Source organism: Mycolicibacterium frederiksbergense, from assembly GCF_012223425.1.
Taxonomy (GTDB): Bacteria; Actinomycetota; Actinomycetes; order Mycobacteriales; family Mycobacteriaceae; genus Mycobacterium; species Mycobacterium frederiksbergense.
The window spans coordinates 89647-113649 of the sequence record NZ_CP038799.1 but is presented as its reverse complement, the minus strand read 5'-3'; the positions used below and the strand labels follow the sequence as shown (position 1 = coordinate 113649).

25 protein-coding genes and 1 pseudogene are annotated in these 24003 nt (G+C 68.2%); 17 read left to right on the top strand and 9 right to left on the bottom strand.

Annotation, left to right across the window (positions count from 1 at the left end; all coding sequences use genetic code 11):
- Nucleotides 1-100 precede the first annotated feature (100 nt).
- The 4 genes from rplS to EXE63_RS03595 all read left to right on the top strand — a co-directional run bounded on the left by rplS (nucleotide 101) and on the right by EXE63_RS03595 (nucleotide 2376).
- Nucleotides 101-442, top strand: a complete 342-nt coding sequence (gene rplS, locus EXE63_RS03610) for a 50S ribosomal protein L19 (protein ID WP_168140840.1) — start codon at nucleotides 101-103, stop codon at nucleotides 440-442.
- A gap of 85 nt (nucleotides 443-527) precedes the next feature.
- A complete protein-coding gene (lepB, locus tag EXE63_RS03605; RefSeq protein ID WP_210000210.1) occupies nucleotides 528-1343 on the top strand; it encodes a signal peptidase I in 816 nt (271 codons plus the stop codon).
- 11 nt (nucleotides 1344-1354) lie between these two features.
- On the top strand, nucleotides 1355-2074 hold the full coding sequence (locus EXE63_RS03600; protein ID WP_168140839.1) for a ribonuclease HII: 720 nt from the start codon (nucleotides 1355-1357) through the stop codon (nucleotides 2072-2074).
- Nucleotides 2071-2376, top strand: a complete 306-nt coding sequence (locus EXE63_RS03595) for a DUF2469 domain-containing protein (protein WP_019511324.1) — start codon at nucleotides 2071-2073, stop codon at nucleotides 2374-2376. The genes EXE63_RS03600 and EXE63_RS03595 overlap by 4 nt, the downstream gene beginning before the upstream one ends.
- 59 nt (nucleotides 2377-2435) lie before the next feature.
- Here the strand turns inward: EXE63_RS03595 and EXE63_RS03590 are convergent, their stop codons facing one another.
- Nucleotides 2436-3131, bottom strand: a complete 696-nt coding sequence (locus tag EXE63_RS03590; RefSeq protein ID WP_168140838.1) for a dienelactone hydrolase family protein — start codon at nucleotides 3129-3131, stop codon at nucleotides 2436-2438.
- A gap of 48 nt (nucleotides 3132-3179) precedes the next feature.
- Between EXE63_RS03590 and EXE63_RS03585 the strand changes: the two genes are divergently transcribed.
- The 3 genes from EXE63_RS03585 to EXE63_RS03575 are packed head-to-tail and all read left to right on the top strand — an operon-like array spanning nucleotide 3180 to nucleotide 5860.
- Nucleotides 3180-3857 (top strand): hypothetical protein, encoded by a 678-nt coding sequence (locus EXE63_RS03585; RefSeq protein WP_168140837.1) that lies wholly within the window; start codon nucleotides 3180-3182, stop codon nucleotides 3855-3857.
- Nucleotides 3858-3878: 21 nt separating this feature from the next.
- Nucleotides 3879-5066 (top strand): CoA transferase, encoded by a 1188-nt coding sequence (locus tag EXE63_RS03580; RefSeq protein ID WP_210000573.1) that lies wholly within the window; start codon nucleotides 3879-3881, stop codon nucleotides 5064-5066.
- Nucleotides 5063-5860, top strand: coding sequence for an acyl-CoA thioesterase (locus EXE63_RS03575; protein ID WP_168140835.1), 798 nt, complete (start codon nucleotides 5063-5065; stop codon nucleotides 5858-5860). Before EXE63_RS03580 ends, EXE63_RS03575 begins: the two co-directional genes overlap by 4 nt.
- Before the next feature lie 116 nt (nucleotides 5861-5976).
- Here EXE63_RS03575 and EXE63_RS33400 read toward each other — a convergent pair.
- The 5 genes and pseudogenes from EXE63_RS33400 to EXE63_RS03550 all read right to left on the bottom strand — a co-directional run.
- Nucleotides 5977-7962 (bottom strand): annotated as a pseudogene (locus EXE63_RS33400) (AMP-binding protein); the annotation flags it as partial.
- Between the two features lie 287 nt (nucleotides 7963-8249).
- On the bottom strand, nucleotides 8250-9308 hold the full coding sequence (locus tag EXE63_RS03565) for an ABC transporter ATP-binding protein (RefSeq protein WP_168140834.1): 1059 nt from the start codon (nucleotides 9306-9308) through the stop codon (nucleotides 8250-8252).
- Nucleotides 9305-10867: an ABC transporter permease gene (locus tag EXE63_RS03560; RefSeq protein WP_168140833.1), complete on the bottom strand. Its 1563-nt coding sequence runs from the start codon at nucleotides 10865-10867 to the stop codon at nucleotides 9305-9307. Before EXE63_RS03560 ends, EXE63_RS03565 begins: the two co-directional genes overlap by 4 nt.
- Complete coding sequence (locus EXE63_RS03555; protein WP_168140832.1) at nucleotides 10868-11884, bottom strand: iron ABC transporter substrate-binding protein; 1017 nt, start codon at nucleotides 11882-11884, stop codon at nucleotides 10868-10870.
- 51 nt (nucleotides 11885-11935) lie between these two features.
- Nucleotides 11936-12784: a hypothetical protein gene (locus tag EXE63_RS03550; RefSeq protein WP_168140831.1), complete on the bottom strand. Its 849-nt coding sequence runs from the start codon at nucleotides 12782-12784 to the stop codon at nucleotides 11936-11938.
- An 84-nt stretch (nucleotides 12785-12868) separates the two neighbouring features.
- Between EXE63_RS03550 and EXE63_RS03545 the strand changes: the two genes are divergently transcribed.
- Entirely contained in the window at nucleotides 12869-13225 is a 357-nt protein-coding gene (locus EXE63_RS03545; protein WP_168140830.1) for a heme-binding protein, read from the top strand.
- 5 nt (nucleotides 13226-13230) lie between these two features.
- Here EXE63_RS03545 and EXE63_RS03540 read toward each other — a convergent pair whose 3' ends face one another.
- Both EXE63_RS03540 and EXE63_RS03535 read right to left on the bottom strand, forming a co-directional pair.
- Nucleotides 13231-14049 carry a DUF1206 domain-containing protein gene (locus tag EXE63_RS03540; RefSeq protein ID WP_168140829.1) on the bottom strand — a complete coding sequence of 273 codons (819 nt, stop codon included), beginning with the start codon at nucleotides 14047-14049 and terminating at the stop codon, nucleotides 13231-13233.
- Between the two features lie 41 nt (nucleotides 14050-14090).
- Nucleotides 14091-14714 carry a superoxide dismutase gene (locus EXE63_RS03535; RefSeq protein WP_168140828.1) on the bottom strand — a complete coding sequence of 208 codons (624 nt, stop codon included), beginning with the start codon at nucleotides 14712-14714 and terminating at the stop codon, nucleotides 14091-14093.
- Between the two features lie 179 nt (nucleotides 14715-14893).
- Here EXE63_RS03535 and EXE63_RS03530 point away from each other — a divergent pair, with 179 nt between their 5' ends.
- The 8 genes from EXE63_RS03530 to EXE63_RS03495 all read left to right on the top strand — a co-directional run bounded on the left by EXE63_RS03530 (nucleotide 14894) and on the right by EXE63_RS03495 (nucleotide 22393).
- Nucleotides 14894-15703, top strand: a complete 810-nt coding sequence (locus EXE63_RS03530; protein WP_168140827.1) for a DUF1206 domain-containing protein — start codon at nucleotides 14894-14896, stop codon at nucleotides 15701-15703.
- A 56-nt stretch (nucleotides 15704-15759) separates the two neighbouring features.
- On the top strand, nucleotides 15760-16257 hold the full coding sequence (locus EXE63_RS03525) for a GAF domain-containing protein (protein WP_168140826.1): 498 nt from the start codon (nucleotides 15760-15762) through the stop codon (nucleotides 16255-16257).
- Nucleotides 16258-16347: 90 nt separating this feature from the next.
- Nucleotides 16348-16716, top strand: a complete 369-nt coding sequence (locus tag EXE63_RS03520; protein ID WP_168140825.1) for a YraN family protein — start codon at nucleotides 16348-16350, stop codon at nucleotides 16714-16716.
- A complete protein-coding gene (locus tag EXE63_RS03515; protein WP_168140824.1) occupies nucleotides 16716-18227 on the top strand; it encodes a YifB family Mg chelatase-like AAA ATPase in 1512 nt (503 codons plus the stop codon). Before EXE63_RS03520 ends, EXE63_RS03515 begins: the two co-directional genes overlap by 1 nt.
- A complete protein-coding gene (gene dprA, locus EXE63_RS03510) occupies nucleotides 18224-19372 on the top strand; it encodes a DNA-processing protein DprA (RefSeq protein ID WP_168140823.1) in 1149 nt (382 codons plus the stop codon). The genes EXE63_RS03515 and dprA overlap by 4 nt, the downstream gene beginning before the upstream one ends.
- A gap of 70 nt (nucleotides 19373-19442) precedes the next feature.
- Entirely contained in the window at nucleotides 19443-20294 is an 852-nt protein-coding gene (locus tag EXE63_RS03505) for a siderophore-interacting protein (protein ID WP_168140822.1), read from the top strand.
- 4 nt (nucleotides 20295-20298) lie between these two features.
- Nucleotides 20299-21459, top strand: a complete 1161-nt coding sequence (locus EXE63_RS03500; RefSeq protein WP_168140821.1) for a lactate 2-monooxygenase — start codon at nucleotides 20299-20301, stop codon at nucleotides 21457-21459.
- Nucleotides 21460-21490: 31 nt separating this feature from the next.
- Entirely contained in the window at nucleotides 21491-22393 is a 903-nt protein-coding gene (locus EXE63_RS03495) for a tyrosine recombinase XerC (protein WP_168140820.1), read from the top strand.
- Here EXE63_RS03495 and EXE63_RS03490 read toward each other — a convergent pair.
- Nucleotides 22341-22871, bottom strand: a complete 531-nt coding sequence (locus tag EXE63_RS03490) for a M23 family metallopeptidase (protein ID WP_168140819.1) — start codon at nucleotides 22869-22871, stop codon at nucleotides 22341-22343. The genes EXE63_RS03495 and EXE63_RS03490 overlap by 53 nt on opposite strands.
- 302 nt (nucleotides 22872-23173) lie before the next feature.
- Between EXE63_RS03490 and rpsB the strand changes: the two genes are divergently transcribed.
- Nucleotides 23174-24001 carry a 30S ribosomal protein S2 gene (gene rpsB, locus EXE63_RS03485; protein ID WP_168140818.1) on the top strand — a complete coding sequence of 276 codons (828 nt, stop codon included), beginning with the start codon at nucleotides 23174-23176 and terminating at the stop codon, nucleotides 23999-24001.
- Nucleotides 24002-24003: the final 2 nt, after the last annotated feature.

Here is a 24003-nt window from a genome sequence, read left to right as displayed (position 1 = left end):
TGCGGAGACGAGCACAGTCAGATCTGCCCGAATACCTCGGTTCGGCAGCGCGTAACCGCGCAGCCCATGAAGAACCGCCAACAGCAAGGAAGAGTCACCGATGAACACGCTTGACTTCGTCGACAAGGCGTCGCTGCGCGACGACATCCCGGCATTCGGCCCCGGCGACACCGTCAACGTGCACGTCAAGGTCATCGAGGGCTCCAAGGAGCGCATCCAGGTCTTCAAGGGTGTCGTGCTGCGCCGCCAGAACGGTGGGATCAGCGAGACCTTCACCGTTCGCAAGGAGAGCTACGGCGTGGGCGTCGAGCGGACCTTCCCGGTGCACTCGCCCAACATCGACCACATCGACGTCGTGACCCGCGGCGACGTGCGTCGCGCCAAGCTCTACTACCTGCGCGAACTGCGTGGCAAGAAGGCGAAGATCAAGGAGAAGCGCTGACGCTGATCGTGTCAGGTGCGCGCACCACGACACGCTCGCTCAGGCTGTCAGGCTGGTCCCCAGCCTCGCTGGCTACCCTGATGCCGTGACCGACGAAGCCGAGGACGCCGCTCCCGCTGAAACCGCCGAAACCGACGCGGAAGCGGAGCAGGAACCGAAGAAGAAGCACGGCGCGCTGCGCGAGGGCGCCATCCTGGTCACCATCGCGCTGGTTCTCTATTACGTGATGCTGACCTTCGTGGCGCGTCCCTATCTGATTCCCTCGGAATCGATGGAACCCACGCTGCACGGCTGCCCCGGCTGTGTCGGCGACCGGATCATGGTGGACAAGCTCACCTACCGGTTCACCGAGCCCGAACCCGGTGATGTCGTCGTCTTCAAGGGCCCGCCGAACTGGAACATCGGCTACAAGTCGATCCGTTCGGACAACCCGGCGATCAAGGTGGTGCAGGACGCGCTGTCCTTCGTCGGGTTCGTGCCGCCCGACGAGAACGACCTCGTCAAGCGGGTCATCGCGGTGGGCGGACAGACGGTGCAGTGCCGTGCCGACACCGGCCTGACCGTCGACGGAAAGAAACTCGTCGAACCGTATCTGGACTCGGTCACCATGAACGCCGACGCCGAGGTCTATCCCTGCCTGGGCAACGAGTTCGGGCCGGTCAAGGTGCCCGAGGACAAGCTGTGGGTGATGGGCGACAACCGCACCCACTCCGCCGACTCCCGGTCACGCTGCTCCAATCTGCCCGGCGACGCTCAGCGTGGGCTGATCTGCACCGGTGACCCGGAGGCCGGCACCGTGCCCGTCGACAATGTGATCGGCAAGGCACGTTTCATCGCCTGGCCGCCGTCGCGGTGGGGTGGCGTGAGCAGTACCAACCCGCAGACGGCATCGGCCGATTAGGAGTTCCGGCGTTGCCGGCGAGTTGGCCCCCCAGAACAGTGATCCGCAGGTCCGGCCTGCGCACTCTGGAGTCCGCGCTGTACCGCAACGGCCTCGGGCCGGTGGCCGGCGTCGATGAGGTCGGTCGCGGTGCGTGCGCCGGGCCGCTGGTGGTGGCGTCCTGCGTGCTGGGTCCGAACCGCTTGACCAGCCTTGCCGCACTGGATGATTCGAAGAAGCTCAACGAGGCCGAGCGGGAACGGCTGTTCCCGCTGATCCGCCGGTACGCGCTGGCCTATCACGTGGTGATCATTGGATCGGTCGAGGTGGACCGCCGCGGGGTCCACCACGCGAACATCGAGGGGATGCGCCGCGCGGTGGCAGGACTGCCGCTGCGGCCCGGGTACGTGCTCTCCGACGGCTTCCGGGTACCGGGGCTACCGATGCCGTCGCTGCCGGTGATCGGCGGCGACGCCGCGGCGGCCTGTATCGCGGCCGCCAGCGTGCTGGCCAAGGTGAGCAGGGACCGACTGATGGTCGCGATGGAGACCGAACACCCCGGATACGGTTTCGCCGAGCACAAGGGCTACAGCACACCGGTGCACATGGCGGCGCTGGCGGAACGGGGTCCCTGCAGCGAGCACCGCTATTCCTTTGCGAATGTGCGGCGGGTTGCGGGATCGGTGCAACGCGGCGCAACGGTGTGGGGAATGATGGAGACCAACCTAGACGAAGGACAGCAGAGCAGATGAGTGCCGAGGATCTCGAAAAGTACGAAACCGAGATGGAGCTCTCGCTGTACCGCGAGTACAAGGACATCGTCGGACAGTTCAGCTACGTGGTGGAGACCGAACGCCGCTTCTATCTGGCCAACAGCGTCGAGATGGTGCCCCGCAACGCCGACGGTGAGGTCTACTTCGAGCTGCGCCTCGCCGACGCCTGGGTGTGGGACATGTACCGGCCGGCCCGCTTCGTCAAGCAGGTCCGCGTCATCACCTTCAAGGACGTCAACATCGAAGAGGTGGAGAAGCCGGAACTGCGGCTGCCCGACTGACGGTGGGTTTCCGCCGGCGAAAAGCGATGACCCACAGCTTCTCTGGTGGTCCTGCAGGGTTAGCCGCGCAGATGCGTCTCGAAGAAGTCGAACACCCGCCGCCAGGCGTCTTCGGCAACGGCCTCGTTGTAGCCGAATCCGGTGACCCGCATGAGCGCCTGTGCGGGAAGCTGATTGGCGAAGCTGTGCCCGGCGTTCGGGTAGACCTTCACATCGGCGGCGATGCCCTGGGCCTCGACGGCTTTGTTCAGCTTCGCCGGGGCGCCCCGGCCGATCGGGTCGCGGGCGCCGAAACTCGCCACGATCGGGCACGCCCCGCTCAGCGTCTCCTCCAGGTTTTTCGGCAGCGGTGTCCCGTAGAACGGTGCAGAAGCGGCGAAACCCTTGGGGGACAGGATGAGCGCGAACTGGCCGCCCATGCAGAAACCGGCGATACCGACGATGCCGGTGCTGTCGGCCCGGTCCCGCAGATAGTCGCGGGCGGCCAGCAGGTCCTCGATGGCGGGACCCTGCTTGGTCAGCGCGGCCCGCATCACCTTGGTGATACAGCGGGCGCGGCCGCCGCGGGCATACAGGTTCGGGGTGATGGTGAGATAGCCGGCGGCGGCGATACGCGCCGACACCGCCTCCTTGTCGGGTAGGTAGCCGATGGCGTCGTGCACCACGACCACCCCCGGCCACGGGCCCTGGCCCTCGGGGACGTCGACAAGCGCGTCGATGGGGCCGGCCGGGGTGTCGAGCTCGATCGAGGACATGCCGCCAAATCTAATGGCATGAGCCGAGGGGCCGTAACCTGACGTGTCGTGTCTGAATCCGTCGACCTGGCACCCGAGGTCATCTCCGCGCTGTGGGCCCTGCGGGACGCGGGTGAGGTCCCGCTGCGCTGCAACAAAGGCCCGATCCGGGCCGCCGTCGCCGCCGCGGTGCGTGCGCTCGGCGAGGACAATCTGGGCCCCAAGGTCCGGCCCTGGGATCTGTCGGCGCTGCGGCGCCGCGCCGCTGGACTGGGCGAGATCTCCGGCGCTGTTGCGGTGTACCTGAACAAGGAGATGGTGGTCGCGGAGCTGCTGCCGGGTCGCGAGCGGGTGGTGCTGCGCGGTGTCGGTGACGGCTGGCGGTTGGTGCGCTTCCTGGACGCCGCCGAGGTCGCCGAGGCGGTCCGGCTGGCCCCGGAGTCCACCAGGGAGATCACCCTGGAGGCGTTCTCGCCCGACGCGGTGCTCACCGCACTGGGCGTCGCCAAACCCGACGATGTCGATCTGGATGTCGAATCCGAGGATCTGGGCCGGGGCCACACCGAGACCCGCTACCGCTACCTGTTCACCGACAACGGCCGGTCGGTGCTGGCCGAAGAGGTCACGAGCGAGATCTTCGACGGCGCGACCTCATGTTCGAGGTATCTGCGCGGTGTGCTGATCGACGGCGGCCGCGGCTCATTGGTGACCGCGAGCCGGGACGGCGCCGTGCTGACCCAAGGTTGATAGCTTGACCGGGTGACTGGAGTGGCGCAGGGGCCCCTGGCGGGTGTACGGATCATCGAGATCTCCAGCTTCGTGGCGGTGCCGCTGGCGGGGATGACGCTGGCACAGCTGGGTGCGGAGGTGATCCGCGTCGACCCGGTCGGCGGCGCCGCCGACTACAAGCGCTGGCCGGTGACCGATGACGGCGACAGCATCTACTGGGCCGGGCTCAACAAGGGCAAGCAGTCGGTGGCCGTCGACATGCGGGCAACCGAGGGTCAGGAACTGATCCGCACGCTGATCGCCGACGCCGGCGTGCTGATCACCAATGTGGCCGGCCGAGCCTGGCATTCCTACGACGAACTGGTGGGCCTGCGGCCGGATCTCATTCACGTCGAGATCTCCGGACGCGGCGACGGTTCCACCGGGGTAGACTACACCGTCAACGCCGCCGTCGGCTTCCCGTTGGTGACCGGGCCGGCCAATCTGGCCACCCCGGTGAACCACGTGCTGCCGGCCTGGGACGTGACGTGCGGACTGTATGCGGCGCTGGCGGTGGTCACCGCGGTACGCAACCGCGAGGTCACCGGAGCCGGCCAGCAGATCGCCATCCCACTGGAAAACGTCGCGCTGGCCACCGCGGGCAACCTCAGCTTCCTGACCGAGGTGATGGTCGGTGGCAGCGAGCGCCGGCGCATCGGCAACTCGCTCTACGGCCAGTACGGCCAGAACTTCACCAGCAGCGACGGCGTGGTGTTCATGCTGGTCGCGCTGACCGGACGGCATTTCCGCGATCTCGCAGAACTGACCGGCACCACCAAAGCCGTTGCCGCACTGGGCGAGGCACTCGGCGCGGATTTCACCGACGAGGGGCAGCGGTACCGGCACCGCGACGCGCTGACCGGGCTGTTCACCCTGTGGTTCGCCGAACGCAGCGCCCAGGACATCACCGACGCACTGACGCAGACCTCGGTGCTCTGGGAGCGCTACCGCAGCTTCGCCGAGGTCGCCGCCGACGAACGGGTGACCGCCAACCCGCTGTTCACCACGCTGGATCAGCCGCGGATCGGGGAGTACCTGGCGCCGGGCCTGCCGATCTCGATCGACGGCAGTTATCCGCCGGCCACCCCGGCACCGGCGCTGGGCGATCACACCGCCACCGTGCTGGAGCGGCTGGGGCTCAGCGGCGCGGAGATCGAGCGGTTGACCGGTGCGGGCACCGTAGCGTGAGCGTGCTGCTGGATCTGCTGACGCTGGCGCCCGACGGCGAGGACCGCTGGTCCGGCCCCGGGGCCGGACCAGCGGGCAAGCGGTCCTTCGGCGGGCTGTTCGCCGCGCAGAGCCTGGCCGCGGCGTGTGCGACGGTTGATGCCGGGAAACGGCCCACCAACCTGCACATGCAGTTCCTGCGCGGCGGCGAGGCCGGCGACGATTCGGACTATCAGGTCGAACGGGTCTATGACGGGCGGACCGCGGCGACCCGCCGGGTGCAGACCCGCCAGCACGATCGGCTGCTCAATATCGCGACGGTGTCGTTCTCCGCGCCGCTACCCGGACCCGAGCACGGGACCAGGGCGTCGATGCCACCGCACCCGGACACCCTGGACCGCACCGGGCCACCCGGCCCGGCACCGTCACTTCCGCTGGACGAACTCGACATCCGTGTCGAGGACGAGCACGCCGGCGGGGAGTTCGTGCGGCGGTTGTGGTGGCGCACCACCGTCGGGTTGCCCGACGACCCGCTGATCCACACCCTGATCGCGGTGTACGTCACCGACCTCTATGGGGTCGACCCGATTCTGCAGGAGCACGGATTCTCGATGGCCGACCGGACACATCGCAGCGGCACCACCGACTCGTCGATCTGGTTCCATCGGCCGTTGCGGGCGGATCAGTGGAATCTGCTGGAATCCCGGTCCCCGGCGGCCTCCCGTGGGCGCGGCGTGATGACCGCGTCGCTCGTGCGCGCCGACGGCGTGATCGCCGCCACCCTGGTCCAGGAAGGCATCATCGCGCAGCGGTGACGCAACCGCGTCATCGCCTGGGCCAGCACGACTCCGAACGCCAGCGCGGCCAGCACTCCGAGCAGCCGGTGCTCGCCGAACAGCGGATAGACCTGGAAGTGGGTCAGGTAGATGTACAGCGAGGCGTCGGCCAGGGCGGCCACCACTCCGGTCAGCAGCACCGGACAGCGGATCGACGGCAACCAGATCATCACCGCAATCCCGGCGAAGACCAACGCTTCCCGGACAGGGTCACCGAAGTAGCCGTAGAGGCCGACCGCGAGCAGTGCGGTGATGGCGGCACGCTGCCAGGCGCTCGATGATTTCGCGACGGCCCAGCCGACGGCGAAGAACCAGAACGCCAGCATGCTGAACCAGGCATCTTTGCCCATGTCGGGACCCGGGGCGTCGTAACGCAGGGCGACTCCCGCGGCCAGAAACACTAGCGCGAACGTGAACGGACGGCGGCGCTCCAGCCGGTCCACGGCGGGCACCCAGAGCAGCAGGGGCAACAGCACCAGGATCCACACCAGCACTTCGATGAACCACAGCCGGCCCGCGGTCATGCTGTCGAAAGGGCCGAAGATCTTGTTGGCCAGCAACAGATTCGACCAGCCGTAGTCATCGCTGAAGGTCATGGTGATCGCCACCCAGGCGATCGCGGGCAGCGCGATCCAGGCGATCGTGCTGCGCAGGTGTCGGACCCGGTCCCGGCGCGGCACGGAGGTCAGGCAGAACCGGCCGAAGTTGTAGCCGGCGACACCGAGCAGGATGTGCGCGCCGCCCCACATCTCGAACAGTTCGGCATGGGATCCGACGATGAGCACGATCGCGAGGGCACGCAGCGCCACGCTGGTTTCCAGTGTGGAGGTCCAGCGGCGCTTGCGGGTGGTGAGCTGCTCCAGGTCGCGCAGCGGCAGCCGATGCCAATCGGGCGGAAGCTCGTGCAGTACCCGTTCGATGCGCACCGACATCGTCACGTAGCTCAGCGAATTGCCGCCCAGATCCACGAAGCTGGCGCGGGAGTCGATGTGGGCGGGGTCCAGGTGCAGCACGTCGGCGAAAACGCCGCGCAGTGCGGTCGCGGCGGCCGGCTCGGGGCGCAGCGCACGCACCGCGGGATAGTCGGGTTTGCCCGAGGACAGCATCGGCAGCTCGTCGACGGTGACGGCCCGCACCGATCCGGCGGGCAGCCCGGTGATCTCGGTGACGGCCCCGCGCACCGTCTGCGCGTCGTGGGTGGTGGCGGTGACGAGAGTGTCGTCGTCGTCGGTGCACAGCGCGGCGATACCGCGTTCGCGCAGGGCCGACTCCACCCGCTGCAGATCGATGCGCAGTCCGAACAGCTTGGCGAACCGGTTGGCGCGGCCCACGACTTCGAAGAGTCCGTCGTCTCCGCGTCGGGCCAGATCGCCGGTGCGCAATTCGTCGGTGTCGGCAGCTGCCGAGAGGTCGGCGGCGTCGCGGGCGTAGCCCATCATCACATTGGGTCCCTGGTAGACGAGTTCCCCGATTTCGCCGTCGGGTGCGTCTATCCACAGGTGCCCGCCAGGAATGGGCCGGCCGATCGCCTCGGCTCGGGTGCCGGCGAGTTCTGGTGGCAGGTATGCCATTCGGGCGGTCGCCTCGGTGGCTCCGTACATGACGAACAGCTGCCAGCCGCGGCGCTGTCCGAGCGCGGCGAACTGGCGTACCCGGGCGGGTTCCAGGCGTCCGCCGGCCTGGGTGATGTAGCGCAGGTGCGGCAGGCTCATCGTGTCGAAGCCGATCCGATCCAGCAGATCGAAGGTATAGGGCACGCCCGCGAACGAGGTGCCCTGATGGCGACCGAACAGCTCCCAGAACGCGTCGTCGATGACCGAGAGATCGGTGAGGATCAACGCCGCCCCGCGCAGCAGATGACTGTGGATGACCGACAACCCGTAGCAGTACGACATCGGTAATGTCGTTGCAGCGCAGTCAGTATCGCTGATGTCGAGGTACTCGGCGATGGATTCGGCGTTGGCCAGCAGATTGGCCGCCGACAGCCGGACGAGTTTCGGTGAGCCGGTGCTTCCGGAGGTGGACAACAGCAGTGCCAGGTCAGGGTGCAGGTCATGGTGCTGGGCGCCGCGGCGGCGCACCCCGTCGGCGTCGATGACGATATCGGGACGATAGGTTGCCAGTAGATCCGCGTGGTCACTGCCGGGCGGCACCGGCAGCACGACATGTCCGCCGGCGATGGCGCCGAGGTAATGCACCAGCGTGGCGATATCGTTGTGTGTTTCGAGCAGGATCAGTTTCCGGTCACCGGCGAACTCGGTTGTGGCGCAGTCGACCCGGTCGGCGAGCTGTCGGTAGCTCAGCGTCTGCTCGGCGGTGTGTACCGCGGGCCGTTCACCGTGGGCCCGCAGGTGCGCGACGACGTGGCTCACGGCAACACCAGGCCGCCACCGAGTATCTCGATGCGAACCTTCGCGGATTCCTCCGGTGGTGCGATGCTGTGCTGACGCACGGTGATCGGCGGGGTGTCACCCCCGGCATCGATGGTGAGCAGCACGTCGTGACCGAGGAACTCGGTGGACACCACGATGCCGATCCCGGGCCCCGGCGCCGCTGCGGCATCGGTGATCTCGACGGCGACCAGCTGCTCGGGCCGCAACATCAACGTGGCGGGACCGTCGGGGGCCGGAGCGACCAACGGGATCGGGCCCAGCACACATTCGGCGGACCCGGCACGCACGGTGCACGGCAGGAACACGCAATCGCCGAGGAACTCGGCGGTGAACCGGTCGGCGGGTCTGCGGTAGACCTGTTGGGGGGTGCCGACAGCGGTGAACCGCCCGTCGCGCATGACGGCGACCTGATCGGCGATCGACAGCGCCTCGCCCTGATCGTGGGTCACCAGCAGGGTGGTGACGCCGGTGTCGTTGAGCACCTTCGTGACCGCCTTGCGGGTCGCGGCACGCAGTCCGGTGTCGAGGGCGGAGAACGGTTCATCGAGCAGCATCAGGGCCGGTTGCCGTGCCATGGCGCGGGCCAGTGCGACGCGCTGCTGCTGGCCGCCGGACAGTTCATGGGGACGTCGTGTCGCGAAAGAAGGTTGCAGCGACACGGTGTCGAGGAGTTCGGCCACACGGGCCGCAACCGCTGCGCTGTGGGCGCGGCCGGGGAGTCCGTAGGCGATGTTGGCGCCGACACTCAGGTGCGGGAACAGGGCGCCGTCCTGTGCGACGTAGCCGACGGAACGGCGGTGCGGGGCAAGGCTGCTCGACGCGGAGGCGACGCGTCGCCCTCCGATGTCGATGGTGCCGGCGTCGGGTACCTCGAACCCGGCGACCAGTCGCAGCAGGGTGGTCTTGCCGCAGCCCGACGCGCCGACGACGGCGGTGATACTGCCCGGGGTGAGTGTCAGGTTTACGCCGTCGAGCACCGGGTGATCGGTGAACGTCTTGGTCAGGCCCTCGACAGCCAGGGCGTGCTCGCTCATGACGTCCCCCGCGTGGCTTGCCGGAACAGGGCCACCGTCACCGGGATCGACAACGAGACCAGCACCAGTGCGTACGGCGCCGCGGCCGCATAGTCGAGTTCGCTCGACAGCGACCAGAACCGCATCGCCAGCGTCCTGGTGCCGGTCGGCGCGAGCAGCAGGGTGGCGGTCAGTTCGGTGGCCACGGCGACGAACACCAGCGCCGCACCCGCACCGGCCGCGGGTGCGGTGAGCCGCAAGGTGATCCGCACGAAGCTACGCGCCGGTGACACCCCCAGCGAACGTGACGCCTCCTCCAGTCCGGGCGGCACCTGAGCCAGACCCGAGCGCAGGCTCACCAGGGAACGTGGCAGGAACATCAGCACGTAGGCACACAACACCAGTGCCGCGGTCTGATACAGCGGGGGAGCGAACCGGATGGCCACGGTGACCAGCGCGAGCGCGGTGACGATGCCGGGCATGGAACTGGTGACGAAGTTGGCGCCCTCGACCGTCCGGGCGAATACGCCGCTGTAGCGAACCGCGAGCCAGGCGAAGGGGAACGCCGCCACGGTGGTGAGCGCGGCAGCCACCGCGGCCAGCACCGCGGTCTGGCCCAGTGCCTCGCTCAGATCGGCGATCTCCCAGACCTCGGTGCCGCCGATCCACAGCCAGCGCAGCAGTGTCCAGACCGGTACGCCCAGCGCCAGCACGGTGAGCGCGGCCAGACCGGCCGTGGCCGGAATGTTCGCCGCGCGCAAGCGAATCGGGGTCGCCGCGCGTGGCGCGCCGGATCCGATCCTGGCGAATCGGGCGTTGCCGCGCAGCAGCGCCTCGCTCAACAACAGCATCAGGCACAGCAGCACCAGCACACCGGCCAGGGTGGCGCCGGCGGCACCGTCGAACGTCGCCTGGAACTGCTCGAAGATGGCGGTGGTGAACGTCGAGAAGCGCAGCATCGCGAACGCACCGTACTCGGCGAGCAGGTGCACCCCGATCAGCAGCCCACCGCCGAGAACGGCCAGCCGCAACTGCGGCAGCACCACCCGGAAGAAGATGCCCACGGTGCCCGAACCCAGCGCCCGCGCCGACTCCTCGATGGACGGGTCCAGCCGGCGCAACGTCGCCGCGGCGGGCAGGAACACGAACGGGAAGTACGACAGGGTGGCGACGAGGACGCCGGCGCCGAACCCGTGCAGCGTCGGCCACACACTGACCCAGGCATAACTGTTGATGAAGGCGGGCACCGCCAGCGGGGCGACCAGCAGCGGTCGCCACACCGCGGCGCCGGCGACATCGGTGCGCTCGACCAGCCAGGCCGCCCCGATGCCGAGGGCCACGCACAGCGGCACGGTCACCACCACCAGCCCCACGGTGTTGAACAGCAGCTCGGCCACCCGGGGCCGCACCACCAGTTCGTAGATGCGGGTCGGACCGGTGCTGATCACCGCCCACGCGACATAGCCCAGCGGCACGAAGGTCACCGCGACCAGCAGACCGATCCCCCCGGTCAGCAAGGGCCCCGGCCGGGCGGGTGGTCGCGGTCGGGCGGTCGGGCGGTCGGGCTGGGTGGAGACCACCTAGAGCAGGCCGGCTTTGGTCATCAGGTCGGTCACCATGGCCGCGTCCAGGGTGGACGGGTCGACCTTCGGTGCCTGCAGGGTGTCCAGCGCGGGCAGCGCCGGGTTGGCCGGGACGCCGCTGGCCACCGGGTATTCGAACGAGGTGCCCTTCTCCAGCACTTCCTGTCCGGCCTTGCCGGTGATGTACTTCAGGAACTGCTGGGCCTGGTCCTTCTTCGTGCTCGACTCCAGCACGCCGCCACCGGAGATGCTGATGAATGCGCCCGGATCCTCGTTGCGGAAGTAGTGCAGCGCGGTGTTGGCGCTGATCTCCTTGGTTTTGGCCTGGTCGCGGTACCAGTAGTAGTGGTAGATGATCCCGCCCTCGATCTCACCGTCGTTGACCGCCCGCAGGGTGGCGATGTTGTCCTGAAGAAGGGTGGCGTTGGTCTTCATCCCGGTCAGCCACGCGGAGGTGGCCTGTTCGCCGGTCAGCTGCAGCATCGCCGCAACGATGGCCTGAAAGTCCGCTTTGGGCGGCGGCGCGCCCCAGCGGCCCTTCCATTCGGGCTGCTGCAGGTCCATGATCGACCGCGGCAGCTCGCCGAGCTGCAGTTTCTCGGTGTTGTAGACGAACACCGTGGTGCGCGCGGCGACGCCGGTCCACTTGTTGGTCGAGGGACGGTACTCGGCGGGCACCTGCTCGACGGTGGCGGCGTCCACATCGGCGAACAGCCCGGCGTCCTCGACCGCGGCCATCGCCGGCGAGTTCTCGGTGAGGAACACATCGGCGGGGGAGGCGTCGCCCTCGGCGATCAGCTGGTTGCCCAGTTCGGTGTCACCGCCCTGCCGGTAGGTGACCTTGATGCCGGTCTCCTCGGTGAACGCGTCGATCCACTCCTTGGTCAGGGATTCGTGCTGCGCGTTGTAGATCAGCAGTTCGTCGCCCCCGTCGTCGGACGAGCACGCCGTCGCCGAGGCGACGACGGCGATGACGGACAACGCCGCGGCAACGCGGCTCCACCGGAGTTTCATGGAGGAATCCTTTCATCCCCCGATAAGGATAGGGTGGCCTACCCGCGATATTCACAGGGTGCGCATCGACCCCTCCGGTGTGTTGCCCCGCGGATCCACCCACTGGATGGATTGGCTCTCGCCCACCCGGGTGAAGTAGGCGAACGTGCCGTGGTGCCGTGCGATGCGCGGTGGCAGTGCCAGCCGGTACACGTTGTCGTCGAGCAGCCGGGCTCCGGCGGTCTCGGCCGCGTCGAACGTCAAGTAGCGCATGGCGATTGAGCGCTGATCGGCGTTGCGGATGGCGGCCATGGCAGGTAGGGAGAGCTCACCGCCGAGCGCCGCCCGGTACAGGCCTTCGTCGAACTCGGTGCCGTGCAGATAGAACGGTCCAGAGCCGTCGGACCACTCGATGGCCGGCCGGCCGGTATCGCAGTGCAGCACGCATGCGCTGCTGTCGGCGTAGCGGGTCGCGGGCATCGGGACCAGGAGAACCTCCCGCTGAACAGGCAGGATCCAGCCCAGGCCCAATTTCTGGGCTTCGCGCATGGCGGGGGAGAACCGTGCCCAGCGGCTCACCGAGGTCACCGTGTTCGGGGGCAGCCAGTCCGCGTCGGGAAGGGCGGCCACGAACCGGTTGTAGAGGACATCACGCTCATCGGTGAGCTGCACCGTCTCGGGCAGCCCCTCGATATCGTTGTTCCCCGACCAGCGGGCCATCCGTCGCCAGCGCCGGTCCGGGCCGGTCGCCGCGGCGATGCGCAACGCCTGATCCAGCCGCGGCACCACCGAGTATCCGGTGTGCCGGGCGACGTCGTGGGCGGTGCAGAAATCGATGGCCGCGGCGACGGCTCTCTCGGCGTCAAAAGTCCCGTTCGGAGCCGGGATGTCGACCTGGCGGGCGAGGGTGGGAAACGACATGGCGCGACGGTAACCGGGTGCACCGACATATCCAGTTCGCGACAAGATCGTGCAGGGCGGCGGCCTGTGCCGCAGGATCGACGCATGAAACCGTTTGCCATGCTCGTCGTCGGTGGACTCGCCGCGTCCGTGATCGCTGCCCCGACTGCCACGGCGGCCCCACCCTGTTCGGCGAGCAACCTCGCCACCGTCGCCAGTGGGGTGCTGGGGCAGGCGGGCGGTTACCTGGACACCCATCCCGGCGCGAACGATGTGCTCACGGCGGCCGGGAGTCAGTCGACGGTCGATGCCGAGAACTCGGTGCGCGGTTATTTCCTCACGCATCCCGGCGAGTTCCTCGATCTGCAGAACATCGCGCGCCCGCTGATCGATCTGCGGCGCCAGTGCGGGGTGGCGGTGTCACCCGGGCAGCTGGCGGCGCTCATCGACGCCCTGAGCTGACCGGGTCAGAGCCGACCGTAGCGGCTGCGCACGAAGCTGTACGCGCCGAATGCCGCGATGCCCAGGGCGGCGAGGATGAGCAGGAACTTGCCGAACGGGGCCTGGCCCAGCGTCTTGACCGCAGCGTCCAGACCGGAGGCCTTGGCCGGATCGGCCTGCAGCGTGGCGAAGATGACCAGGATGCCGGCGCCGGCGAGCACCAGGCCCTTGGCGACGAATCCGGCGACACCGACAGCGGTGATACCGGTTCCGCCGGATACCCGCAGATCCTTGAAGAACTTCTTGGTCACGCCCTTGTAGACGTGGTAGCCGCCGACGGCGAGCACCCCGAGACCGACGGCGATCAGCAGTGCCTTACCCCAGCCGGACTGCATGAGCTGGCCGGACAGGCCTGAGTTCTGCTGGCCGCTGGACTGACCGGAGCCCGTCGCGAACCGCATGGCGGACAAGGCGATCGCGAAGTTGGCGATCGCCAGGCCCACCGACTTGGCACGCTTCCACGCTGGTGAATCGTCGTCGCCGGAGCGCTCGCTGGGCTTGGAGCCCACGACCGCCTCGGCCAGATGCCACAGCCCCAGCGCGAACAGCCCGACCGTTGCCATCCACAGCATGACCTGGCCGCCGGTCTGCGCGCCCAGGGCCGCCAGCGCCCCGGACTGGTCGGCGTTGCCGCCGGTGCCCAGGGCCAGCCGCAGGATGATGTAGCCCAGCAGCAGGTGCAGGACTCCACTCGCTGCGTAGCCCGCACGCGCGGCGTACTGGAAGGCGTCGTTGTCGGTCGCCTTGTCCACCGCACCGTGGACGGTGCTGGAGCTTCTGTTCATGGACTGCGGTGTCCCCGTTTTTGACGCGCGCGAAACCCGACTCAGCCGAAGATGAGTCCGCCGGTGTTGGCGGTGGCCTTGGCGTAGCGGTCGGCGACGTCGGCCCAGTTGACGACGTTCCAGAAGGCCTTGACGTAGTCGGCCTTGACGTTCTTGTACTGCAGGTAGAAGGCGTGCTCCCACATGTCGACCTGCAGCAGCGGGATGATGCCCAGGGGCACGTTGGCCTGCTGGTCGTAGAGCTGGAAGGTCAGCAGGCGCTGGCCCAGGCTGCCGTAGCCCAGCACGGCCCAGCCCGATCCCTGCAGGCCGTTGGCCGCGGCGGTGAACTGGGCGCGGAACTTGTCGAAGGATCCGAACTGGTCGTCGATGGCGGCGGCCAGTTCGCCTTCGGGCTTGTCGCCGCCGTTGGGGGACAGGTTCTTCCACCAGATGCTGTGGTTGACGTGTCCGCCGAGGTGGAAGGCGAGGTTCTTCTCGTTGAGGAAGATCGCCGACTGGTCGTCGCCGGCGCGGGCTTCTTCGAGCTTGGCCAGGGCGTCGTTGAGGCCCTTGACGTAGGTGGCGTGGTGCTTGCTGTGGTGGATCTCGTTGATCTGCCCGGAAATGTGGGGCTCCAGCGCGCCATAGTCGTAATCGAGTTCTGGCAGTGTGTATTCAGCCACTGGGTTCCTCTCGTCGTCGTTGTCTCCGCCAACGTAGAACCTCAACGGGTGTTGAGGTCAAGGCGTGCGATATGCCGAAACCGTCCGACAGAACGTGCCGCTATACCGTTGGTCGGAGAGTCCCTTTCGAACATGCAAGGCGGGTAGACGTGCACGGTGCTCGACCTGGCAGTGGCTGGATGACGTTCAAGGGCGCGGTCAACCGTGCCACCGAAAGTCGCACTGTCGAGGCGATCGCCCGTGCCGGCTATCCCGTGAGTGGATTGCTGCACCTCTTGATCGCCTACATCATCGTGCGGATCGCGTTCGGTTTCCGGGGCGAGGCCGACCAGACCGGGGCTTTGGCGGTGCTCGCCGAGCAACGCGGTGGTTCGATGTCGTTGTGGGTGGTGGCGTTCGGCCTGTTCGCGCTGTCGATGTGGCGACTGGCCGAGGTCGTGCTGGGTCTGCATCCGGGCGAGAGCACCCATGCTGACAAGCGGCACACGCCGCCGGTGAACCGGCTCAAGGCGTTGGGACTTGCGCTCGTGTACCTGGCGTTGGCTTTCGCGGCGGTGCAGTTCGCGGTGGGCGTGGGAAGGCGCGGGAGTGAGCGGGCCGAAGGACTGAGTGCCCGGTTGATGCAGTCCGGTGGGGGTAAAGCTGTTCTGGTCGCCGTAGGTGTGGCGATCGCGGCATTCGGCGGGTACTTCATCTACAAGGGCGCATCTCGGAAGTTCCTTGCAGACCTGACGGTGCCGGGTGGACGGTTGATGACAACGCTGGGCTTCATCGGCCATATCGGGGAGGGCATCGTGCTTTTCGGGGCGGGAATCTTGGTCCTGGGCGCCTCGTTCTTGCACGATCCGTCGAGGGCGACGGGACTGGATGCGTCGGTGAGAGCGCTGGGTCAGACGGAGTACGGTCAGGCGACGTTGTTGGCGGCGGCAGTCGGTTTCGCCGCGTACGGCTTGTACAGCGTTGCGCTGACGAAATATTCGCGAATGTGACTGCCCGGTGAGCACAATGGTTGTGCGACGGGAGAGGTGTGACCATAATCGCGGCCATGACCCCAGCCGAACCTTTTGCCACCGATTCCACTCCGGCGCTGTCCGCGCTCACTCCTCAACTCGAAGCGCTGGCCTCCCGGCTGGGCGTCAAATCCGTCCTGGTGATGCGTTCGGAACCCGATGCCATGGTGGTCGCGGCCACCGCCGGTGAAGCCACCCAGCACTACACGGTCGGGGCGGCCGGAAAGAAGGCCGGTGAGGACACCAGCCGGACACCGCTGTACTGCGAACGGGTCGTCGATACCGATGAGGCGCTCTACGTTCAGGATTCGCGGACCGATGAGACGTTCGCGGGCAATGAGGATGAGACCGAGTTCGGTCTGCACAATTACCTGGGTGTCGCGGTGCATGACGGTGAGGGCCGGGTGGTGGGGACGGTGTGTGTGCTCGATGACACGGCCCGGGAGTACTCCGAGCAGGAGCGCGCGGAGTTGGAGCGGGTGCGCGCGGATGTCGAGGCGATCGTCGCGAAGGACACCGGCGCCCTGGGCTGACCCTGTGGATGAATCGGTGATTGGGGATAACTAGGGCTTTCTGCGTCTGGCTGCGGCGGTTCTGTCGGCGGTCTCGGCGAGGGTGGGTTCATGGAAACCTGGACTCGCGCCGAGATCGGTGCACTCGGTGAGCAGTTGGCGGTGCAGCATCTGGAAGCCTTGGGTTTGACGGTGCTGGAGCGCAATTGGCGGTGCCGGTACGGCGAACTGGATGTCATCGCGCTGGACGAGGCGGCGCGGGTGGTTGTCTTCGTCGAGGTGAAGGCGCGCACCACCGACCGGTTCGGCGGTGTCGCGTACGCGGTCACCCCGGACAAGGTCCGTCGGCTGCGACGGCTGGCGGGGTTGTGGCTGGCCTGTGGCGGCGGGAGTTGGTCGGGGGTGCGTATCGATGTGATCGGGGTGCGGTTCGGCCGTACCCGCACACCGGAGCTCACCCATCTGCAGGCGGTCGGCTGATGGCTCTGGGACGCGCCTTCGCCGTCGCGATTCGCGGTCTGGACGGCATCACGGTGGAGATCGAGGCCGATATCACCGGCGGGCTGCCGGGCGTGCACCTGGTGGGGCTGCCCGACACGGCACTGCAGGAATCCCGGGACCGGGTGCGGGCGGCGATCACCAACTGCGGGAACACGTGGCCGGACACCCGTCTGACGCTGGCGTTGTCCCCGGCCACTCTGCCCAAGGTGGGTTCGATGTATGACCTGGCCTTGGCGTCAGCGGTGTTGTCGGCGCACCTGAAGAAGTCGTGGGCGCGGCTGGAGAAGACGGTGCTGCTCGGTGAACTCGCACTCGACGGTCGGGTCCGCCCGGTCAAGGGTGTGCTGCCGGCGGTGCTGGCGGCCAAGCGCGATGGCTGGCAGGCGGTGGTGGTGCCCGTCGACAATCTGGCCGAGGCCAGTTTGGTGGACGGTATCGACGTGTGGGGCGTGCAGACGCTGCGCCAGTTGCAGGGTTGGTTCCGCGGCAAGGTCGCGCTCGCGGGACGGGTCACCGACGCGGCGCCGTATGTGCCGCCGGAGTGTCGCGACCTCGCGGATCTGATCGGGCAGACCGCGGCGCGGGTGGCGGTGGAGATCGCCGCGGCGGGCGCGCATCATCTGATGCTGACCGGGCCGCCGGGGATTGGCAAAACGATGCTGGCGCAACGGGTGCCGGGGCTGCTTCCGGCGCTGACCGAGGAGGAGGCCATCGAGGTCACCGCCATCCATTCGATCGCCGGGACGCTGTCTCCCGACACTCCGTTGATCACCCGGCCGCCCTTCATCGCCCCGCACCACTCCTCGACGGTGGCCGCCATGGTGGGCGGGGGAACGGGAATCGCGCGCCCCGGTGCGGTGAGCCGCGCGCACCGCGGGGTGCTGTTCCTCGACGAGTACGCCGAAGTCGGCACCCATGTGCTGGAATCGCTGCGAACTCCCCTGGAGGAAGGCGAGATTCGGCTGGCTCGCCGTGACGGCGTGGCACGCTACCCGGCCCGGTTCCAGCTCATCCTGGCCGCCAATCCGTGCCCCTGTGCGCCGACCGACCCGAACGATTGCCTGTGCAATGCCGGCGCCAAACGCCGCTATCAGGGCAAGCTGTCGGGCCCGCTGGTGGATCGGGTCGATCTGAAGGTCGAGATGCATCCGATCCGTGCGGGTGCCTTCACCCACGAGGTGGGCGAATCGACCGCCGCGGTGCGCAGCAGAGTGGCCGCCGCGCGCGCCGCGGCGGCGGCGCGGTGGACACCGATCGGGGTGCGGACCAATGCCGAGGTGCCGGGACCCGCTCTGCGCCAGCAATTCCGTCCGAGTGACGCCACGATGGCGGTGCTGCGCGCCGCCGTCGACCGCGGCAAGCTCAACCTGCGTGGTGCCGACCGCACCTTGCGCATCGCATGGTCGATCGCGGATCTGGCCGGGGTGAACTCACCGACGCCGGAGCATGTCGCGACGGCGCTGAGCTTCCGGCAGGGCGGTGTGTCATGACCGACGACACCGTGCGGCGCGCGTGGGCCTACCTGTCGCGGGTGGCGGAGTCACCGTGCGCGACCTTGTCCAACTTCGTGGCCGATGTCGGTCCGGTGGAGGCGGCTACCAGGATCAAGGCCGGACTGGCGCCCGAAGAGATGCAGAGCCGCGTCAACGCGCGCTCACACATCGACAGTGCCGCAGCGGATCTGGAGATGTTGGACCGTCGCGGCGGTCGTCTGATCACTACGGACGATGCGGAATGGCCGCATCTGGCCTTCACCGTGTTCAATGCCGAGTTGGTGCAGAAGAAGGAATCCGGCCGACACCCGATGGTGCTCTGGGCGATCGGCCCGGCCCGGCTCGACGAGGTGGCCGCCCGGGCCGCGGCAATCGTCGGTACCCGGGCCTCCACCGCGTACGGTGAACACGTCGCCGCCGACCTGTCCGCGGGGCTGGCCGAACGCAATGTCGCGGTGGTGTCCGGCGGTGCCTATGGCATCGACGGGGCGGCCCATCGTGCGGCGCTCGGCGTCGACGGGGTCACGGTGGCGGTGCTGGCCGGCGGGATCGACGTGCTCTATCCCGCAGGGCATTCCGCGTTGCTGCACCGGATCGGCGGCAGTGGGCTGCTGGTGACCGAATACCCGCCCGGGGTGCGGCCCGCGCGGCACCGGTTCCTGACCCGCAACCGGCTGGTCGCCGCACTGAGCGGTGCGACCGTCGTGGTGGAGGCTGGCCTGCGCAGCGGGGCGGCCAACACCGCCGCGTGGGCCGACGTGATGGGACGGGTGGTGTGTGCGGTGCCGGGCCCGGTGACCTCTGCGGCGTCGGCGGGCTGCCACGTGCTGCTGCGGCGGAAATCCACGCAGCTGATCAGCCGCGCCGAAGAGATCATCGAAATCGTCGGGAAGATGGGCGAACTTGCCGACGATCCCGAGCATCCCCACACCCCGTTGGACGGGCTCTCCCGGGAAGAGGCGCTGGTGTACGAGGCGCTGCCGGCGCGGGGTCTGCACAGTATCGAGCAGATCGCCGTGGATGCCGGCATACCGGCTGAGCAGGTACTCGGTCCGCTGGCGCTGCTGGAGATCACCGGTCGCGTCGAGTGCCACGAAGGGCAGTGGCGGATCGCACGGGGCGCAGCACCGGCAGCGCGGTAGCCGACCATCGGTGGGCGGCTACTCGTACAGTGGTCATGAGATCAGCTAAAAGTATTGTGGGAGGCTCACTATGGCGGGACGTCCGATTCACACATTTGAGGTCATCAGCACTGAACAGCTGGCACCGCACATGATCCGACTGGTGCTCGGTGGCGTCGGATTCGACACCTTCACCCCCGGCGACTACACCGATTCCTACGTCAAGATCGTCATCGTCGCCCCGGACGTCGACATCGTTTCGCTGCCGCACCCACTCACGCTCGACAGCTTCAACGTGCTTCCCGAGAACAAGCGCCCCGCCGTGCGCACCTACACCGTGCGATCGGTCGACGACTCGCTGCGCCAGATCGCCATCGACTTCGTCGTGCACGGGGAGCAGGGCGTGGCCGGCCCGTGGGCCGCCGCCGCCCAGCCCGGCCAACCGGCCTACCTGATGGGGCCGTCCGGCGCATACGCACCCGACCCTGCCGCGGACTGGCATCTGCTGGCCGGTGACGAGTCCGGTCTGCCGGCGATCAGCGCGGCGCTGGAAGCGTTGCCGCCCAATGCGATCGGCAAGGCCTTCATCGAGGTCAGCGGACCCGACGACGAGATTGCACTCACGGCGCCCGACGGGGTCGACGTGCACTGGATCTACCGAGGCGGACGCGCCGACCTGGTCAGCGAGGACAAGGCCGGGGACAACGCGCCACTGGTCGCCGCGGTCAAGGAGATGTTGTGGCTGCCCGGCCAGGTCCAGGTGTTCGCCCACGGTGAGGCGCAGGCCGTCATGCACAATCTGCGTCCCTACCTGCGCAAGGAACGCGGGGTGGAGGCGAAGTGGGCGTCCATCTCGGGGTACTGGCGGCGCGGGCGCACCGAAGAAACTTTCCGGCAATGGAAGGCGGAACTGGCCAAGGCGGAGGCGAGCCAGCGAGACTGATCCCATGGCATTCGGCGATTACCAGCTCGAGATCTATCTGCAGGGACTGGCCGGGGTGGTGCCCTCGCTGCCGATGGCGTTCGCCGAATTGGAGGCCAGGGCACAGGCGGCGATGTCACCGTCGGTGTGGTCCTACGTCGCCGGCGGTGCCGGCGACGAACGGACCCAGCGCGTCAATGTCAGCGCCTTCGACCACTGGGGCCTGATGCCGCGGATGGGTGTCGGCGCCACCGAACGCGACCTGAGCGTCGACCTCTTCGGGATCACGCTGGGATCGCCGGTGTTCATGGCGCCGATCGGCGTCACCGGCATATGTAGCCGCGACGGCCACGGCGATCTGGCCGTTGCCCGCGCCGCCGCACGCACCGGGGTGCCGATGACGGTGTCCACGTTGACCGCCGACCCGCTGGAGGATGTGGCCGCGGAATTCGGCGACACCCCGGGGTTTTTCCAGCTCTACACGCCGAAGGACCGCGATCTGGCGGCCAGCTTCGTGGCGCGGGCCGAGGCGGCCGGGTACAAGGCCATCGTGGTGACCCTGGACACCTGGGTGCCCGGCTGGCGTCCCCGCGACCTGAGCACCTCGAACTTCCCGCAGCTGCGCGGACACTGCCTGTCCAACTACTTCAGCGACCCGGTCTTCCGGTCGAGCCTGCCGCAGTCGCCGGAGGAGAACCCGCAGGGCGCCATCCTGAAATGGGTGTCCACCTTCGGTCAGCCCGTCACCTGGGACGATGTCACCTGGCTGCGGTCGCTGACCCGGCTGCCGCTGGTGGTCAAGGGCATCTGTCACCCCGACGACGTGCGCCGCGCCCGCGACACCGGCGTCGACGGCATCTACTGCTCCAACCACGGCGGCCGCCAGGCCAATGGCGGGATCCCGGCCATCGACTGCCTGCCCGATGTGGTGGCCGCCGCCGATGGTCTGCCGGTGCTGTTCGACTCCGGCATCCGCAGCGGCGCCGATATCGTCAAGGCCCTCGCGCTGGGCGCGACCGCGGTCGGTGTGGGGCGGCCCTACGTCTACGGCCTGGCGCTCGGCGGCACCGACGGTGTGGTGCACGTGCTGCGTTCACTGCTGGCCGAGCTCGATCTGACCATGGCCATCGACGGCTACCCGGGGCTGGCCGATCTCACCCCGGACACGCTGCGGCGCGTCCACTAGACAGCCCGCGGGCATCTGCGACGGTAGGACGGTGAGCAAGCCCGACCTCGAACCCCTGCTGGAGGAGTTCGACGAGTACCTGGCGCTGCAACGAGGTCGTTCGGCGCACACCCGCCGCGCCTACCTGGGTGATCTGCGGTCGTTGTTCGATTTCACCGGCGGCGGTCTGGACACGCTGACCCTGCCCAGGCTGCGGTCCTGGCTGGCCACCCAGGCCGGTGCCGGGGCGGCGCGTACCACGCTGGCTCGGCGCACCTCGGCGATCAAGACGTTCACCGCGTGGGCGCTGCACCGCGGCCTGCTGAGCACCGACCCGGCGGTCCGGCTGCAAACCCCGAAGGCGCACCGCACGCTGCCGTCGGTGCTGCGTCAGGATCAGGCGCTCGACGCCATGGACGCCTTGAATTCGGGTGCGCAACAAGGTGATCCGATGGCCCTGCGGGACCGGCTGATCGTCGAGCTGTTGTACGCCACCGGTATCCGGGTCAGCGAGCTGTGCGGGCTGGACATCGACGATGTCGACCGCTCGCGCCGGTTGCTGCGGGTGCTCGGCAAGGGGAACAAGCAGCGCACGGTGCCGTTCGGCGAGCCCGCCGAGGACGCGCTGGCGGCCTGGCTGGACCGCGGCCGCCCGGAGCTGGTGAAGGCGTCGTCCGGCGCGGCGCTGCTGCTGGGTTCGCGCGGTGCCCGCCTCGACCAGCGGCAGGCCCGCACCGTGGTGCACCAGACGATGGCCGCCGTCGACGGTGCCCCCGACATCGGCCCGCACGGGCTGCGCCACAGCGCCGCGACCCATCTGCTGGAAGGTGGCGCCGACCTGCGCGTCGTCCAGGAACTACTCGGTCATTCGACGCTGGCCACCACCCAGCTCTACACCCACGTCACGGTCGCGCGGCTGCGTGCGGTGCACGATCAGGCCCATCCACGGGCTTGAGCACGATCGGCGTCGACGCCAGCAGTCCCAGCGGGTCCACATAGTCCGCGCGCGAGGCCGGCCCCCACATCGCACCCCAGTGCAGGCAGGCCCGCACCGGGCAGCCCGCGTGACCGTCCAGGAGCACACCCAGCGCGGCGCCGGCCTCCACTCGCTGCCCGGCCCGCACGGCCGGGCGCACCGGCTCGTAGCTGGTGCGCAACCCACCCGGATGCTGGACCGACACCAGCGGCCGGCCCGCCAGCTCACCGGCGAACACCACCGTGCCGCCGGCGCTCGCCAACACGGTCTGACCTGCACTTGCGGCCAGATCTACGCCGCGATGCCCGCGCGTCCAGTTCGGCGACGGTGCGTCGAAACCGCGCGTCACCACCGCCGAGGGCCGCACCGGCCACTGCAGCCGGCCCGCCTCCGCCGTCGCGGTGGCGGTTGCGGTGGCGGCCAATACCGCCATGATGAGCATCGTCAGAACCCTCATCAGCCCAGTTCAGCGCTTCGATCCAGGCCAAGGAAGCCCCGTCCGGGCAAGCTGTGGATGAACCGGCGGTTGTGCACTACTTGCGTGGTCAAAGCACAGGTTCCCACGGTGTAAACTTCTCCCCGCAGCTCACATCCGTGGGCTGACTTCGCGCGTCTGCACCGCAACCCGCTCCTCAGGTTGCACCAGCATGCCGGGCGGTCCTGAACCGGGAAACCGAGTCAGGTCCGGCAGCCGCAGTCGCCAGGGTCCGGATTCACCCGATTCCGGACGTCAACCGACAACGAAAGCAAGGCACAGCCATGGCTGTTGTAACCATGAAGCAGCTGCTCGACAGCGGCGCTCACTTCGGGCATCAGACCCGACGCTGGAACCCCAAGATGAAGCGGTTCATCTTCACCGACCGCAACGGCATCTACATCATCGATCTGCAGCAGACGCTGACCTACATCGACTCGGCCTACGAGTTCGTGAAAGAGACAGTCGCTCACGGCGGATCCGTCATGTTCGTCGGCACCAAGAAGCAGGCGCAGGAGTCCATCGCCGAAGAGGCGACCCGCGTCGGCATGCCGTACGTGAACCAGCGCTGGCTGGGCGGCATGCTCACCAACTTCCAGACCGTGCACAAGCGCCTTCAGCGGATGAAGGAGCTTGAGGCCATGGAGCAGACCGGTGGCTTCGAGGGTCGCACCAAGAAGGAAATCCTCATGCTCACGCGTGAGAAGAACAAGCTCGAGCGCAGCCTCGGCGGTATCCGGGACATGGCCAAGGTTCCGTCGGCCATCTGGGTCGTCGACACCAACAAGGAGCACCTGGCGGTTGCCGAGGCTCGCAAGCTGAACATCCCGGTCATCGCGATCCTGGACACCAACTGCGATCCCGACCTGGTCGACTACCCGATCCCGGGTAACGACGACGCGATCCGCTCGGCCGCCCTGCTGACCAAGGTGATCGCCTCCGCGGTCGCCGAGGGCCTGCAGGCCCGTTCCGGTGCCGGCAAGACCGAGGCCGGCCAGGAAGGCGCCGTCGAGCCGCTCGCCGAGTGGGAGCAGGAGCTGTTGGCGGGAGCCACGACCAGCCCCGCCGCCGACAGCACTGCTGCCGCCGAGCCCACCACCGACGCCTCTTAATC

Coding starts and splice junctions, on each gene's coding strand:
- rplS (WP_168140840.1), top strand. CDS start 101: ATGAACACGCTTGACTTCGTCGACAAGGCGTCGCTGCGCGACGACATC.
- EXE63_RS03595 (WP_019511324.1), top strand. CDS start 2,071: ATGAGTGCCGAGGATCTCGAAAAGTACGAAACCGAGATGGAGCTCTCG.
- EXE63_RS03590 (WP_168140838.1), bottom strand. CDS start 3,131: ATGTCCTCGATCGAGCTCGACACCCCGGCCGGCCCCATCGACGCGCTT.
- EXE63_RS03565 (WP_168140834.1), bottom strand. CDS start 9,308: ATGAGCGAGCACGCCCTGGCTGTCGAGGGCCTGACCAAGACGTTCACC.
- EXE63_RS03555 (WP_168140832.1), bottom strand. CDS start 11,884: ATGAAACTCCGGTGGAGCCGCGTTGCCGCGGCGTTGTCCGTCATCGCC.
- EXE63_RS03550 (WP_168140831.1), bottom strand. CDS start 12,784: ATGTCGTTTCCCACCCTCGCCCGCCAGGTCGACATCCCGGCTCCGAAC.
- EXE63_RS03545 (WP_168140830.1), top strand. CDS start 12,869: ATGAAACCGTTTGCCATGCTCGTCGTCGGTGGACTCGCCGCGTCCGTG.
- EXE63_RS03540 (WP_168140829.1), bottom strand. CDS start 14,049: ATGAACAGAAGCTCCAGCACCGTCCACGGTGCGGTGGACAAGGCGACC.
- EXE63_RS03530 (WP_168140827.1), top strand. CDS start 14,894: ATGACGTTCAAGGGCGCGGTCAACCGTGCCACCGAAAGTCGCACTGTC.
- EXE63_RS03525 (WP_168140826.1), top strand. CDS start 15,760: ATGACCCCAGCCGAACCTTTTGCCACCGATTCCACTCCGGCGCTGTCC.
- EXE63_RS03520 (WP_168140825.1), top strand. CDS start 16,348: ATGGAAACCTGGACTCGCGCCGAGATCGGTGCACTCGGTGAGCAGTTG.
- EXE63_RS03515 (WP_168140824.1), top strand. CDS start 16,716: ATGGCTCTGGGACGCGCCTTCGCCGTCGCGATTCGCGGTCTGGACGGC.
- dprA (WP_168140823.1), top strand. CDS start 18,224: ATGACCGACGACACCGTGCGGCGCGCGTGGGCCTACCTGTCGCGGGTG.
- EXE63_RS03505 (WP_168140822.1), top strand. CDS start 19,443: ATGGCGGGACGTCCGATTCACACATTTGAGGTCATCAGCACTGAACAG.
- EXE63_RS03500 (WP_168140821.1), top strand. CDS start 20,299: ATGGCATTCGGCGATTACCAGCTCGAGATCTATCTGCAGGGACTGGCC.
- EXE63_RS03490 (WP_168140819.1), bottom strand. CDS start 22,871: ATGAGGGTTCTGACGATGCTCATCATGGCGGTATTGGCCGCCACCGCA.
- rpsB (WP_168140818.1), top strand. CDS start 23,174: ATGGCTGTTGTAACCATGAAGCAGCTGCTCGACAGCGGCGCTCACTTC.